At 73.2% G+C, this 13,671-nt stretch carries 12 protein-coding genes and 1 pseudogene; 2 read left to right on the top strand and 11 right to left on the bottom strand.

Annotated elements, in window-relative coordinates; all coding sequences use genetic code 11:
* Nucleotides 1-39: 39 nt before the first annotated feature.
* The 4 genes and pseudogenes from ACYQ77_RS11155 to ACYQ77_RS11170 all read right to left on the bottom strand — a co-directional run.
* Nucleotides 40-463: pseudogene (locus ACYQ77_RS11155) on the bottom strand (leucine zipper domain-containing protein); the annotation flags it as partial.
* Nucleotides 464-571: 108 nt separating this feature from the next.
* Nucleotides 572-1,729, bottom strand: coding sequence for a tyrosine-type recombinase/integrase (locus ACYQ77_RS11160; RefSeq protein WP_459710080.1), 1,158 nt, complete (start codon nt 1,727-1,729; stop codon nt 572-574).
* A gap of 23 nt (nt 1,730-1,752) precedes the next feature.
* Nucleotides 1,753-3,708 (bottom strand): SGNH/GDSL hydrolase family protein, encoded by a 1,956-nt coding sequence (locus ACYQ77_RS11165; RefSeq protein ID WP_459710082.1) that lies wholly within the window; start codon nt 3,706-3,708, stop codon nt 1,753-1,755.
* Nucleotides 3,705-4,214, bottom strand: coding sequence for a hypothetical protein (locus ACYQ77_RS11170; RefSeq protein ID WP_459710084.1), 510 nt, complete (start codon nt 4,212-4,214; stop codon nt 3,705-3,707). Before ACYQ77_RS11170 ends, ACYQ77_RS11165 begins: the two co-directional genes overlap by 4 nt.
* Before the next feature lie 195 nt (nt 4,215-4,409).
* Between ACYQ77_RS11170 and ACYQ77_RS11175 the strand changes: the two genes are divergently transcribed.
* Nucleotides 4,410-5,480: a response regulator receiver protein gene (locus ACYQ77_RS11175; protein WP_459710086.1), complete on the top strand. Its 1,071-nt coding sequence runs from the start codon at nt 4,410-4,412 to the stop codon at nt 5,478-5,480.
* 54 nt (nt 5,481-5,534) lie between these two features.
* Complete coding sequence (locus ACYQ77_RS11180) at nt 5,535-6,614, top strand: monodechloroaminopyrrolnitrin synthase PrnB family protein (protein ID WP_459710088.1); 1,080 nt, start codon at nt 5,535-5,537, stop codon at nt 6,612-6,614.
* Here the strand turns inward: ACYQ77_RS11180 and ACYQ77_RS11185 are convergent.
* The 7 genes from ACYQ77_RS11185 to ACYQ77_RS11215 all read right to left on the bottom strand — a co-directional run bounded on the left by ACYQ77_RS11185 (nt 6,601) and on the right by ACYQ77_RS11215 (nt 13,630).
* Nucleotides 6,601-7,239, bottom strand: a complete 639-nt coding sequence (locus ACYQ77_RS11185) for an alpha/beta hydrolase family protein (protein WP_459710089.1) — start codon at nt 7,237-7,239, stop codon at nt 6,601-6,603. The two genes, ACYQ77_RS11180 and ACYQ77_RS11185, sit on opposite strands and share 14 nt — an antisense overlap.
* An 11-nt stretch (nt 7,240-7,250) precedes the next feature.
* Nucleotides 7,251-9,302 (bottom strand): xanthine dehydrogenase family protein molybdopterin-binding subunit, encoded by a 2,052-nt coding sequence (locus ACYQ77_RS11190; protein WP_459710091.1) that lies wholly within the window; start codon nt 9,300-9,302, stop codon nt 7,251-7,253.
* On the bottom strand, nt 9,299-10,288 hold the full coding sequence (locus tag ACYQ77_RS11195; protein ID WP_459710092.1) for an FAD binding domain-containing protein: 990 nt from the start codon (nt 10,286-10,288) through the stop codon (nt 9,299-9,301). Before ACYQ77_RS11195 ends, ACYQ77_RS11190 begins: the two co-directional genes overlap by 4 nt.
* Entirely contained in the window at nt 10,285-10,767 is a 483-nt protein-coding gene (locus ACYQ77_RS11200; protein WP_459710094.1) for a 2Fe-2S iron-sulfur cluster-binding protein, read from the bottom strand. The genes ACYQ77_RS11195 and ACYQ77_RS11200 overlap by 4 nt, the downstream gene beginning before the upstream one ends.
* Before the next feature lie 36 nt (nt 10,768-10,803).
* Nucleotides 10,804-11,799, bottom strand: coding sequence for an inorganic phosphate transporter (locus ACYQ77_RS11205; protein WP_459710096.1), 996 nt, complete (start codon nt 11,797-11,799; stop codon nt 10,804-10,806).
* A gap of 4 nt (nt 11,800-11,803) precedes the next feature.
* Nucleotides 11,804-12,424, bottom strand: a complete 621-nt coding sequence (locus ACYQ77_RS11210; RefSeq protein WP_459710098.1) for a DUF47 domain-containing protein — start codon at nt 12,422-12,424, stop codon at nt 11,804-11,806.
* Between the two features lie 105 nt (nt 12,425-12,529).
* A complete protein-coding gene (locus tag ACYQ77_RS11215) occupies nt 12,530-13,630 on the bottom strand; it encodes a helix-turn-helix domain-containing protein (RefSeq protein ID WP_459710100.1) in 1,101 nt (366 codons plus the stop codon).
* Nucleotides 13,631-13,671: the final 41 nt, after the last annotated feature.

The following is a 13,671-nucleotide window of genomic DNA, read 5'->3' on the forward strand; positions in this document are numbered from 1 at the left end:
GATGGGCGGGTGTCAGCCCAGTCGTTGGTCAGTTCGGGTGTTCCGCCAGGTGTGGGAGCGGTAGCGGGAGCGGTTGTCGGAGAGCACGCGTTCGACGGTGCCGCCGTGGTCGGCGAACCATGTGACCGCTCGTGTGAGCACGCCCGTCGCGGTGACCGCGGTGTCGATCCGGCAGCGGACTAGCACCGCGTGCACCGTCGAGACCGGGATACCCAGCCGCCACCGCAACGCCACGATCCGCCGCACCACCGGCTCGGCGGTCTTGGCCGGGGTGTGAGGCGGCCGCGAGCTGCGATCAACCATCCCCGCCTCACCCTCGCGGTAACGGTCAGCCCTTTCCGGCGGTCTTCTCCGCGACCATGAACATCGTCGCCGCCTGCGCCGGGGGCCAGTCCTCCTCGACGACCAGACGAGCAAGACACAGCCGGGCACGCGGGGTCAACACAGCGTCAGGGCGGGACACGAAAGCCTCCGTGAAGCGGTTCCTGCGCAGCTCCACTTCGCAACGAGCGGCCTCCACCTGCCAGCACGGCAGACCGACATCACCCCACGAGAACAACGTCCCCGGACATCACACCTCACCGAGTTCCAGCACGTCGCCGACGAGGTCGACGGCGCTGCGGGACGGGTCGCGGGCGGCGTTGTTGTAGACCTGCTCGGTCGTGTCGATGCTGGTGTGGCCGACGTCGGCCTGGACGTGGACGAGCTGCGCGCCCGCCTCGACGGCGGTGGTGACGTAGAAGTGGCGCAGCGCGTGCGGGTGCAGCGGGGTGTCGGCGGACAGCCTGCGCAGCAGCTGCCACACGGCCTGGCGGCGGAACCGCAGACCGGTGCGGGTGACGAGCAGCGGCGCGTCGGCGGGCGCGCCGCGGCGGGCGACGGTCGTACCCGCGTCCGCGTCGCGTTCCCGCAGGTAGTCGGTGAGGGCCTGGTCGGCGGCGGTGTGCAGGTAGACGACGCGGGTCTTGCCGCCCTTGCCGTGGACGCGCAGGGCCCGGCGGCCGCGGGTGACGTGCAGGTCGCCGCGGTCGAGAGCGCACAGCTCGCTGACGCGGAGCCCGAGGGTGAACAGCGCGACGACCGCGGTGGCGCGGGCGGTGTCGAGCGCGCTCGCGCCGCGGCGGGGTGTGCCCGCGGCCGCGTACAGGGCACGGACCTGGTCGGTGGTGAGCACGACCGTGGCGCTCGTCGACGGGGTGGTCAGGCCCAGCCGCCTGCGGTTCAGGGCGGCCGGGTTGCCCGCGGCGAGGCCGGTGTCGGCGAGGTGGGTGTAGAGCGCCTTGACGGTGGCGAGCATCCGGTCGCGGGTGGCGGGCGCGGCGCCTGCGGTGGTGAGCGCGTCGAGCCACGCCTTGACGTGCGCGGAGGTCGCGGTGAGCGGGTCGACGGCGTGCGTGGCGCACCAGCGGAACCAGTGCAGGTGCCGGAACTTGCCGCGGGACGCCGGGGGCGGGGTGCGCCGGGCCTCGGTGGTGGCGGTGGCGCCGACGACGGCGGCGTACCTCCGGACTGCCTGCGCCCAGTCGACGTCGTCGCCCGCGAGCCAGTCCCGGACATCGGCGGCGGACGTGGGCAGCCCCAGCCCTTCCGCGTAGGTGCGTCTGGTGGCGCGGTTGCCGTAGCCGCCGAGCCAGTCGGCGATCTGTGCCAGCAGCTCGGCGGGCCGGTCGACGCCGGGCCACGGCCCGTCGAGCGGCCCGCCCACCGCGTGAAGCTCCTCCGACGCCATGGCGTGGATCTTGCCGGACGTGCCTAGAACCGCTCGTTCGCGGTGGGGGCGATCGCGAAGCCGTGGCCGGACTTCTCGTGCACGCAGCGCACCTCCGGCCCGCTGACCGAGCAGGTGAAGCCGTACGCCGACAGGGCATGCCCGTCGGGCAGCACGTCGCGATGGTCGGGGTTGCGGTCCGGCGGCCCGTACATCAGGCCGCCCGCGCACAGGAAGTCCGCGACGCCCGCGTTGTCCACGCCCATGCCGTACCCCCAGCCCTCGCGGCAGTCCGCGGGCTGGGGTGGCACCGGGGAGGTCTCGCCCTGGCACACGGCGTGTTCCTCGGCGATGCCGCAGACGTAGCCGTCGTGGGTGAAGAAGTAGAAGAAGTCGTGGAAGTACTGCGCGGCCGGCACGGGCTGGGGTCCGGTCGGCGCGCAGTCCAGTACCGGCCGGTCGCCGACCGTCAGCACGTCGGCGGTCCAGTCCGCGGCGTCGCTGACCGTGCCCTCGATGGGCGGGTCACCCAGTGCGGTGACGTCGCACCGGGTGTAGGCGTGCGTCCGCACGACCACGCCGCCGACGCGGCGGTTCTCCTCGGTGTAGGCGATCGCCGAGCCGGTGCCGAGCAGCAGCCGCCACGCCGGGCTGCCCGCCGTCACGCCGTCCACCGCGGTGATCGCGGGGTTGGCCTCGTGCTGGAGGTAGCCGGTGAACGTGCCGTCCCGCACGCACACCGTCAGCACCGGTGCACCACCGGCCCGCCACGTCATGCCGTCCGCCCAGCCGCACGCCTCCGGCACGACCGGCACCGCGTCCTCCGGGCCGGGCAGGCCGAACAGCTGCGTCAGCTGGTCGGCGACCGGCGCGACCGGCTGCCCGTACCGGTACTGGAGTGTCTCGTGCGGACCGACGCGCACGGAGAGCCCACCGTGGTACAGGTTCACCCGTTCGGGTTTGGTCGGTGCGTCGCCGATCGCCCGCCAGGACAGCACCCGCCGCGCGACCAGCAGGCTCTCGACCACGTGCCCGCACAGGTTGGGGTGGAACGAGTGCATGTACCGGCCGCGGGCCTCCAGGCCGAGGGAGATCCCGTTGACCCACTTCATGGTCAGGCACAGCGGGGTGAGTTCCAGGGGCAGCTGTTCCTTCGCCGCCCAGGCGATCAGGTCCTTCGCGGGGGCCTCGATCCCGCGGCCGCAGGCGTTGTGGCCCTCGAACACCGGGGCGACGTCCACGAAGTCGACGTCGTTCCGGGCGGCGACCTCGCGGATGGTGCTGTTGAGGGCGTCACCGACGTGGCGCAGCGTGGTGATGTCGGCGCGGGGGATGAAGCCGAAGCACGTGCCGCGCAGGAGCGGCCGGTCGAACAGCCGGGGGTAGCCGAGCACGATGACGCGGCCACCGGGCGCGAGTTTCTGCCGGATCTTGCGGTAGGCGGTGTCGAGCTTGGGGGCCACCTCGTCGCGGATGCGGGCGGTCATGGCGGCCTCGGTCTCGTCGCAGCCGTACGGCACGGGGTTGAGGCAGCCCTTGATGATGGGGGAGAACTGGGCGTCGTTGCCGCCGAAGGAGAACGTGATGACGTCGTAGGTGCCGGTGGCCTGGGCGAGTTGCTCGTCGAGGTCCTGGGCGGCGCCCGCCTCGACGGTCTGTGCGCCGGAGCAGGCGAGGAACGTCATGTCGATGTCGACCCGCGGCCTGCCCTCGTCGCTGTCGCCGCCGATGAGCTGCTGGAACGCGTCGAACATCATGCGCACGTCGGGGTTGTCGGCGGTCCTGACCCAGAGGGCGGCGAGCCGTGCCCACGCGTGGGCCGAACGCGCGCACTCGTCACCGCCGCCCACGACGCCCTTGCCGGTGCCGAGCACGCCTTCGCCGGAGGAGTAGGAGTCGCCGAGGGCGAGCCAGCGCAGGGTGACGGGCGCGGGCTGGGCGGCCGCACCCGGCGGGACCACCAGCAGCGCGGCGAGCAGGCAGGCGGCGAGGAACCTCACCTGGCCGCCTTGAGCTGGGCGATCCGCCGGCCGACCTGGGTGTGCGCGGTGTCGGCGTCGGCGAGGAAGTCGTCGGGCGGCTGGTGCCGGGTGCAGGCGTCGAGGGCGCCGAACGCCGAGCCGTAGTAGGTGCTGAGCCACTCGCCGAGGACGGGGTCGGGGATCGCGCGGAGCCGGTCGAGCACCGAGTCGGCCGGGTACCGCTCGGTGAGGTCGTCCGTCATGGCGGTGCACCCGGCCGCGTCGCCGTGCGCGGTGGGTCGTAGCCGGCCTGCGGTGCCGGTGATCTCGAGGAGCACGCGGCCGTCGCCGTCGAGGTAGCCGAGGGTGGCCCGTTCGGTGTCGGCGTCGACCTCCGGGAGTGCGGTGATCGGTGGCGCGCCCGCCGTCGGGACGCCGTCGGTGTTGTTGTCGCCGCCGAACAGCAGTCGGCCCGCCAGCAGTCCCGCCGCCGCGCCGAGCAGGATCCCGCCCACGACGACAGCCGGCCACGCGCCCGTCTTCACCGTTTCCCCCGTCCCCGCCGTTGATCAGCGCGAGCGTAGCCGGGGATAGCGCGGGTCACCGCCCGGAAAAGCACACGGGACGCACAGCACGAGAACTCGGCTACAAAAGCTCGGTTCTGTAGCGCAGCTGGGTTGTAGTTGTGTTATCTCTAACCGGTTTAGTTGGTTTCATGAGTTGATACTAGACTGCCGATCATGGTCGATGTTGTGGTCGAAACCCTCGAAACGGACTCCCTCTGTGGCTTCAGCCGCTGCCGCGCGCCGCTGCCGCCGCCCGGGCCGAGGGGAGGGCGGCCGTACGCGTACTGCCCGGACCGGACATGGCCGGGCGGCAAGACCTGCAAGCAGCTCGCGGCCGCGCAGGACGCGCTCGCGGAGGCGCTCGGGACCACCGCCGACACCGGACTCACCGCCGCGACCAGCGCGTTCACAACGGCGGCCGGGCGGCTCACCGAGCCACTGGCGGAAGTCCTCGCCGCCGCGACCGCGCTGCGCGACACGCTCGGCGCCGAACTCGACGCCGCCGCCGCGCGCGTGGCGGAAGCCGAGGAGACGGCCGCCCACGAACGCGGCCTCCGCCAGACCGCCGAGGACGCCGCCGGCGCCGCCGCGGCCGAAGCGCAGCGCGCCACCGACCACGCTGCCGAGGTTGTGCGCACCGCAACCCGGGAGGTGGAGCAGGCCAGGGCGGAACGCGACCGCGCGCTGGCCGCCGCCGAGGCCGCGGACGACGCCCGTGCCGCCGCCGAACGGGCGCAGGCCCGCGCGGAGGGCGTCGCCGCCACCGAACGGGAACGCGCGGACACCGTCGTCGGCGAGGAGCGCGCCAAGGCGGACGCGGCGGCGAAAGCCCTGGCCACGGCCACGGAGAAGCTGGCGGCCACCCGTGCGGAACGCGACGCGGCCCGCGCCGCGCTCGCCGACCTGCGCAGGTCCGTCGACGAGGAGCTGGCCCGCACGATGGCCCGGGTCGACGAGCTGTCCGCCGAACTCACCCGCGCCCGAGCGCGGGGCGACGAGCTGCACACCGAGCTGACCCGCGCCCGCACGCGCCTGGACGAGATGTCGGCGGAGCTGACGCAGGCACGGGCGCGGGCGGACCGCCTCACCGCCGACCTGACCGCCGCCACCACGGCCGCCCACCAGGCCGCTGACCTGCGCGCACGCACCAGCGCGCTGCGCACGGTCCTGCTGACGCCCGACCTCGACCCGGACCAGCTGCGCACCCGGCTGCTCGCGGAACTGCTCACCGACCGGTCCAGTTAGCCGACCGCGAGGTGGACCTGGCCGAACCGCGGCGCCGGGCCGGAGCATGGCGGCATGTCCGCGATCACCGACCTGAACCACTGGCTCGCGACCGACTTCGCCGACACGAACACGCACCTGGAGCAGGCCTACTTCGCCGCCCGCGCGGAGATCGTCTACGACGACACCGACCTCGACCAGCGCAAACGTGTCCTGCGGGACGACGGAGCCACCCTGGTCACCCGCATCGGGGACGTGGGCGGCGACCCGTACGACCTGCTCGGCGCGGTCGGTCTCTACCTGGCCGCCTGCCGCCGCCACGAGGTCGAGGCGCCGGAGTCCGCGCAGGCGGTCGCCGGACGGCTCGGGCTGGCGCTCGGCGTCGTGCCGCGGTTCGAGTTCGCGCACCTGTCCACCCACAACCCGGAGGCGCGCACGTTCACGCGGTTGCCGGACGAGCTGGCGTTCACCACCTGCAACGGGCTGGGGGTGCTGGCCTACGACCGGGCGGCCGCCGCGCTGCGCCGTGTCCCGGCCGTCACGGCGAGCCTCGCGGGCACCCTGTTCGACGAGGCACTGGCTGCGCTGGAGGCGGTGCTCGCCGCGAGCCGCGAGCTGGCCGCGACGCTCGACGTGGACCGGTTCTTCCTGAACGTGCGGCCGTACTTCAAACCGCACGTCGTGTGCGGCACCGAGTACCGCGGACCGAACGCGGGCGACTTCGCCGCCGTCACCGAGATCGACCTGGCGTTGGGGCTGTGCGACCCCGGCGACCCGTTCTACCAGCGGATCGTCGCCGAGAAGTACCCGTACGTGCCGCCGTACGAGCAGGCGCGGCTGCGGACCCCGCCCGCGAACCTGCTGGCGCTGGTCGAGGAGACCGGGGAGCACGCGGAGCGGTACCTCGCCGTCTGCCGGGCCCACGGCGCCGCGTACGCCTTCCACCACCACCGGCTGGTGCTGCCGTTCCTCGCGAAGCCCGCGGCGCACCTCCCACCGGAGCGCCTGGCCCGGCTCACGGCGAGCGGCCCGCCGCTGGACGTCGTGCTGGCGACCCTGTCCCGGCTGGTCGACCTGCGCGCGGCTCGCGACCGGCCCGGCACCGCCCACTCCCGCCTGGTGGCGCTGCGCACGCTCCAGCTCAGCGGGTCATGAACGCCAACCGGTCCGCACGCGCGTCCGGGCTGTCGACGGCGTGGCCGCAGTCGTACTCGGCCCACTCCGCGTCGGGGCCGGCCGCCGCGTGCAGGGCCTCGGCCTCGGCGCGCAGGACCTGGTCGTCGTGCCGTCCGTACTGCACGAGCACCCGCGCGGGGTGCCCACGGGCGAAGCTGTGGCGGGGGTCGAACCGCTCGAGCGCGGTCAGGTACGCCTCGGGCTGCGGGCTCGCGAGCCGGACGAGCGTCCCGGAGCCGTACCCGGCCAGCACGTACCGGGACACCCTCGGATCGGCCGCCACCAGCACCGTGCCCAGGAACGCACCCGCGCTGTGCCCGAAGAACCCGAGCCGGTCGGTGTGGACCGACAGCACGTCGAGCGCCCACCGGTAGGTCCGCACCGACCGTTCGATCGCGGTCGTCGACGCGTCGATGTCGCCGTGGTCCGGCAGCCGCGTCACCGGCAGCAGCACGGCGAAACCGTGCTCGGCGAACGCCCCGGCCTCCGCCAGGAAGAAGCGCCGGCCGTCGTCCTGACCGCCGTGTGCGATCACCACCCCGCCGCGGACGGTGCCGGGTGGCGTCAGCAGCGTGCCGACGTGCTCGCCTTCGCGCAGTTCCACGGGCGGCGAACCTACAGGAACCGGTCCGGGGTGATCGGCAGGTCGCGGACGCGCACACCGGTCGCGTGCCACGCCGCGTTGGCGATCGCCGCCGCGGTGCCCACGATGCCGATCTCGCCGATGCCCTTGGTGCCGAGCGGGTTGACGTGCTCGTCGGTCTCGTCGAGCCAGTGCGCCTCCAGCGACCGGACGTCCGCGCAGGTCGCGATGTGGTACTCCGCCAGGTCGTGGTTGATCACGTGCCCGTACCGGTGGTCCATCACGGACTGCTCGTGCAGTGCCATCGACAGCCCCATGGTCATGCCGCCGAGCAGCTGCGAGCGGGCGGTGCGCGGGTTGGCGATGCGGCCGGCGGCGAACACACCGAGCAGGCGCCGCAGTTCGACCTCCCCGGTGTCGGCGTGCACCGCGACCTCGGCGAACTGCGCCCCGAACGCCCGCATGGCGAACCGCTGCGACGGCTCCGGGGTCTCCCCGGACGCCTCGTCGCCCGCCGCCGGGTCCGTGCCGTACTTGTCGCGGAACGCGGCCGCGGCGGCGGTGATCGCCGAGCCCCAGGACGCGAGGCCGGACGAGCCGCCCGCGACGGTCGCGTTCGGCAGGTCCGTGTCCCCGATCCGCAGGTCGATCCGCTCCTCGGGCACGTCGAGCGCGTCGGCGGCGACCTGGGCGAGCACCGTCCACGTGCCGGTGCCGATGTCGGCCGCGCCGATCGCCACCTCGTAGCGGCCCTCGCCCGCGTGGCGGATGGTGGCGACGGAGCCGGGCATCGTGTTCACGGGGTAGGTGGAGGACGCGACGCCGGTGCCGATCCACCAGCCGTCCCGCAGCGTCGACCTCGGCGCCGCCTGCCGGTCCGCCCAGCCGAAGCGGCGGGCGCCGTCCTCGAGGCAGGCGATGAGGTTGCGGCTGGAGAACGGCTTCCCGGTGTCCGGGTCGACGTCCGGTTCGTTGCGGATCCGCAGGTCGACGGGGTCGACGCCGCACCGGTGCGCCAGCTCGTCCATCGCGACCTCGGGACCGAACATGCCGGGGCACTCGCCGGGCGCGCGCATCCACGACGGCACCGGCACGTCCAGTTTCGCGAGCCGGTGGCCGGTGCGGCGGTTCGGCGCCGCGTACATGGACCGGCTCGGTGTCGCGGTCTGTTCTGCGTACTCGACGATGCGGGAGGTCTGCTCGACGACGTCGACGGCGATGGCGGAGAGGATGCCCGCGTCGTCGGCGGCGAGCCGGACTCGCTGGATGGTCGGGGTGCGGTAGCCGACGAGGGAGAACATCTGCTGCCGGGTGACGGCGAGCTTCACCGGCCTGCCGAGCAGGTGCCGCGCGCACATGGCCGCGACCACCACGTGCGCGTGCGGTTTGCCCTTGCTGCCGAACCCGCCGCCGACGTACGGCGCCACCACCCGCACCCGGTCCTCGTCCAGGCCGAGCAGCGGGGCGATGGCGGTGCGCAGCGGGTGGACGCCCTGGGTGGAGTCGTGGAGGGTGAGCCGTTCGCCGTCCCAGGAGGCCACGGTCGTGTGCGGCTCCATCGGGTTGTTGTGCTCCATCGGCGTCGTGTAGACCGCGTCGACCGTGGCGGCGGCCGACGCGAACGCGGACTCGACGTCGCCCTTGGCGCTCTCGGCGTCCAGCGCGGGGTTGACGGTCTCCGGTGTGTACAGCCCCGCGCTGTCGGCACGCAGCTCGGTCTCGTGCGGTTCCTGGTCGTAGGTCACCTGTATGGCGCCGGCGGCGTGGCGGGCGATCTCGGGTGTCTCGGCGACGACCACCCCGATCACCTGACCGCGGAACGCGACGTCGGCGTCCTGCAGGACCATCAGCTCGGCGTTGCCGGTGTCGGTCAGGCGCGGCGCGTTCTCGTGGATGAGGACGGCGAGCACCCCGTCGAGTGCCAGCGCGGCGGCGGTGTCCATACGGGTGACCCGGCCGCGGGCGATCGTGGCCTGCACGAGGTGCGCGTGGGCGGGGTGCTCGACGGGGTGTTCGTAGGCGTAGGGCGCGGCGCCGAGCAGTTTGGCGTCGCCGTCGCGGCGGGGGAGCGCGGCGCCGATCACGCGGCACCCTCCCCGGTCAGCCCGCGGAGGGTGGCGACGAGCGCGCCACGCGCCATCGCGACCTTGAACGCGTTGTCCGGCATGGGCCGGGCACCGGCCAGTTCGGCGTCCGCGGCGCGGACGAACAGGTGCTCGGACGGTTCGGCGTCGCGCAGCACGGCCTCGGCCGCGTGTGCCCGCCACGGTTTGTGCGCCACCCCGCCGAACGCGATACGGCTGTCCTGGATCCGCCCGTCCCGCAGGTCGACGACGGCGGCGACGGACACCAGGGCGAACGCGTACGAGGACCGTTCGCGGACCTTCCGGTAGGCGGAGCGGGTCGACAGCGGCGCGGGCAGGTCGACGGCCGTGATCAGGTCGCCGTGCTCGAGCACGGTGTCGCGGTCGGGCCGGTCGCCGGGCAGCCGGTGCAGGCCGTCGACGGGGATGGTGCGTTCGCCGTCGGCGCCGAGGACCCGGACGGTCGCGTCGAGGGCGACGAGCGCGACGGCCATGTCGGACGGGTGGACGGCGACGCAGTCCGGGGAGGCGCCGAGGATCGCGTGGTAGCGGTGGTGGCCGTCGATCGCGGAGCAACCGCTGCCGGGCGCGCGTTTGTTGCAGGCGGTGGTGACGTCCTGGAAGTACGGGCAGCGGGTGCGCTGCAGCAGGTTCCCGCCGGTGGTGGCCATGTTGCGGAGCTGCCCGGACGCGCCCGCGAGCAGCGCCTGCGACAGGACCGGGTAGCGCTCGCGGACGACGGGGTCGGCGGCGAGGTCGCTGTTGCGGACGGTGGCGCCGACCCGCAGCCCGCCGTCGGCCCGGGGTTCGACGCGGTCGAACGGCAGCCCGGTGACGTCGACGAGGAGGTCAGGGCGGGCGATGTCGAGCTTGAGGTGGTCGACGAGGTTGGTGCCGCCCGCGAGGTACACGGCGTTCGGGTCGGCGGCCACGGTGGCGACCGCGCCTGCCGCGTCGTCGGCGCGGCGGTAGTCGAAGGGGATCACCGGCCGGCCTCCTGGATGGCGGCGACGATCCCGGTGTAGGCGCCGCAGCGGCACAGGTTGCCCGCCATGCGTTCGCGGATCTCGGGCGCCGACAGGGTGGGTTCGCCCTCGGTGACGGCGCTGGGCCTGCCTGCCTTCAGCTCGTCGAGCATCCCGGCGGCCGAGCACAGCTGGCCGGGCGTGCAGTACCCGCACTGGAACGCGTCGTGGTCGAGGAACGCGGCCCGCAGCCGGTCGTGGTCGAGCCCGGCGGCGGTGACCACGTCGGCCCCGTCGCTGGCGACGGCCAGCGCGAGGCACGACAGGACCCGCCGCCCGTCGAGCAGCACCGTGCACGAGCCGCACTGCCCGTGGTCACAGCCCTTCTTCGGTGCCATCACCGACAACCGGTCCCGCAACGCGTCGAGCACCGTGGTGCGGGTGTCGACCGTGACCGTGCGCTGCTCGCCGTCCACCGTGAGCGTGATCGTGGCTTCCACCCGCAGGGTATTGCCACCACCCACGAGGCGGAAACGTCAGAGCAGGCTCAGCAGGCCGAAGGTGAGGGCCGCGATCGACGCGGCGCCCGGGAACGTCAGCACCCAGCCGATGGCGATGTCGCCCGCCACCGACCAGCGGACCGCCTTGCGGCGCTGCGTCGCGCCGACGCCCATGACCGACGACGTCATGACGTGCGTGGTGGACACCGGGGCGGCGAACACGAACGCCGTCGCGTACAGCACGGACGCGGCGGAGATCTCGGCGGCGAACCCGTGCGGCGGGGTCAGGTGGAAGATCCGCCTGCCCAGGGTGCGCATGATCCGCAGCCCGCCGGACCAGGTGCCGGCCGCGAGCGCGGTCGCGCACAGCAGGATCACCCAGAACGGCACGTGGTAGTCGTCCTGGTGGCCGGTCACCACGAGGGCCAGCACGATCACGCCCATGCTCTTCTGCGCGTCCTGCAGGCCGTGGCCGAGCGCGAGGCTGGACGCGGACACGATCTGCGCGCGCCTGATCAGCCGGTTCGCGCGGTGCGGGTTGGCGCGGTGGAACGCCCACATCAGGCCGATCATCACCAGGTAGCCGAGGGTGAGGCCGACAAGCGGTGAGACGATCATCGGGATGACGACCTTGGCCAGCACGCCGCCCCAGTGCACGGTCGTGGCCGACGCGAGCGCGGCGCCGACCATGCCGCCGATCAGGGCGTGCGACGACGAGGACGGCAGCCCGAAGTACCAGGTGGTGATGTTCCACAGGATGGCGCCGACGAGCGCGGCGCCGACCACTTCCATGCCGTGCGACGAGTGCGGGGTGTCGATGATGCCCTTGGCGACGGTGACGGCGACGCCGGTGCCCGCGAGGGCGCCGATGAGGTTCATCACGGCGGCCAGCCCGAGCGCGCCCTTCAGCGACAGCGCCTTGGTGGACACCGCGCTCGCGATCGCGTTGGCCGCGTCGTGGAAGCCGTTGGTGTAGTCGAAGCCCACCACCAGGACGATGACGGTGATGAGCGCGAACCAGTCCCAGTCCACGGTGTCAGGACTCTTTCACCGCGATGCTGTGCACCACGTCGGCGACGTGCTCGAACGCGTCGGCCGCGAACTCGAGCTGGTCGACGATCTCCTTGAGCTTCATCACGGTGAGTGGGTCGTGGCTGCCGTTGAACAGGAACTGCAGCAGGCGCCGGTAGATCTGGTCGGCCTCGTTCTCCAGCTCGTTGATCTGCACCCAGAAGTCGGTGAGGTTCCGCAGCGTCGCGAGCCGCGGCATGGCGGCCGCGGTGAGCTGGGCGCACTTGTCGAGCACGTCGACCTGCAGCCGCACGTTCTCGGGCAGCGCCTCCGGGTTGTACAGGGTGGTGAGGTCGACCGCGGCGTCCATGTAGTCCACGACGTCGTCGAGGCGGACCGCGAGCCGGTAGATGTCCTCGCGGTCGAACGGCGTGATGAACGACCGGTCGAGCTGCTCGATGATCGCGTGGGTGGCGTCGTCGCCTGCGTGCTCGGCGGCGCGCATTCTCTCCGCCAGCTCGCCGCGCTCCTCGGTCGGCACGGTGACGAACTCACGCAGCACACCGGTGGCGGTGGCGATGTTCGTACCGGCCACGCTGAACAGGTCGAAGAACCTGGTGTCCCGTGGCTTCAGACGCAGGCGCATCCGGCCCTCCCTTCCGCGATCATGGCCAGAGTATTGACGGCCCGTGAACGGTGGCTGGACGGGGGTACCACCGACGATGGGCGTCACCCAGGCAAAACGGACTTCTCAGCCGTCGCCGTGGATCAGGCGCAGGCGGGGGCGCGGCGCGGGCATGCCCAGCAGCTCCCGCAGCCGGGGCAGCGGCAGGTGGAGCCGTTCGGCGAGCAGCGGCAGCGGCAGGCCGTGGCGTTCGGCGAGTTCGGCGGCGCGGACGAGCAGCTCTGGGCGCTCGCCGGGGTACCGGGAGCCGACGGGTTCGTCGGTGCGCCAGCCGAGCCTGGCCAGTGTCGCCATGACGCGGCGGAGGGTCGCGTCGCTGTAGACCCCGAGGTCCTTGCCGCGGTACGCGAGCGCGGCGACGGACACGCCGTAGCCGTCGGCGATCTCCTTGAGCTCGGTGATGTCGACCGGCGTGGGCAGCCGGTCGCGGATCTCGTCGCCGGGCATGAGCAGTTCGGCGGCGAACGCGTTGGCCTCGCGTTCGTGCCTGCTGTCGCCGGGCGCGGGTTCGGGGTGCAGGAGCAGGTGGCCGAGCTCGTGGGCGACGGAGAACCGCCGCCGCATCGGGTTTCCCTTGCGGGACAGCACGATGACCGGTCTGCCGTGCAGTGCGGCGGAGAACGCGTCGATGGTCTCGGCGTCCACGCCGGGCAGCTGGGTGAGCACGACGCCGCGGGTCTCGAGGGTGCGGACGAGGTGCGCGACGGGCCCGGTGGGCACGTCCCACAGGGTGCGGATCATGGCGGCGACGGCGGCCGGCCCGCCCGGGCGGGCGCCGAGCGGGAGCCCCAGGTCGAGCGCCGGCAGCTCGAGGACGTTGTCGAGCGCGTCGACGATCTCCCACAGCAGTTCGACGTGGGCGAGCGCCTGTTGCCGCTGGTGGGCGGAGGTGGAGCGCAGGGACCGGAAGTGGGCGCCCGCGGTGTCGAGGCGCAGGTGCGGGCGGCCCGCGGTGAAGAAGGAGACGGGCACGTCGAGCGCGGTGGCGCAGCGCCGCAGCGTCTCGCCGCTGGGCCGGGCCTGGCCGAGCTCGTACTGGGAGACGGCGGCCGCGGTGCGGTCGATGGCCTCGGCGAGGTCGCGTTTGCGCATGCCCGCCAGCTCGCGGGCCATCGTGAGCCGTGCCGGGGCGAACGCCTGCGTGACGGCGAAGGCATCCGGGTGCACGGGAGGGCTCCTTCGAGACGGACAGGAAGTGTTGCCGTGCA

The sequence above is a fragment of the Actinophytocola sp. KF-1 genome (assembly GCF_054661535.1).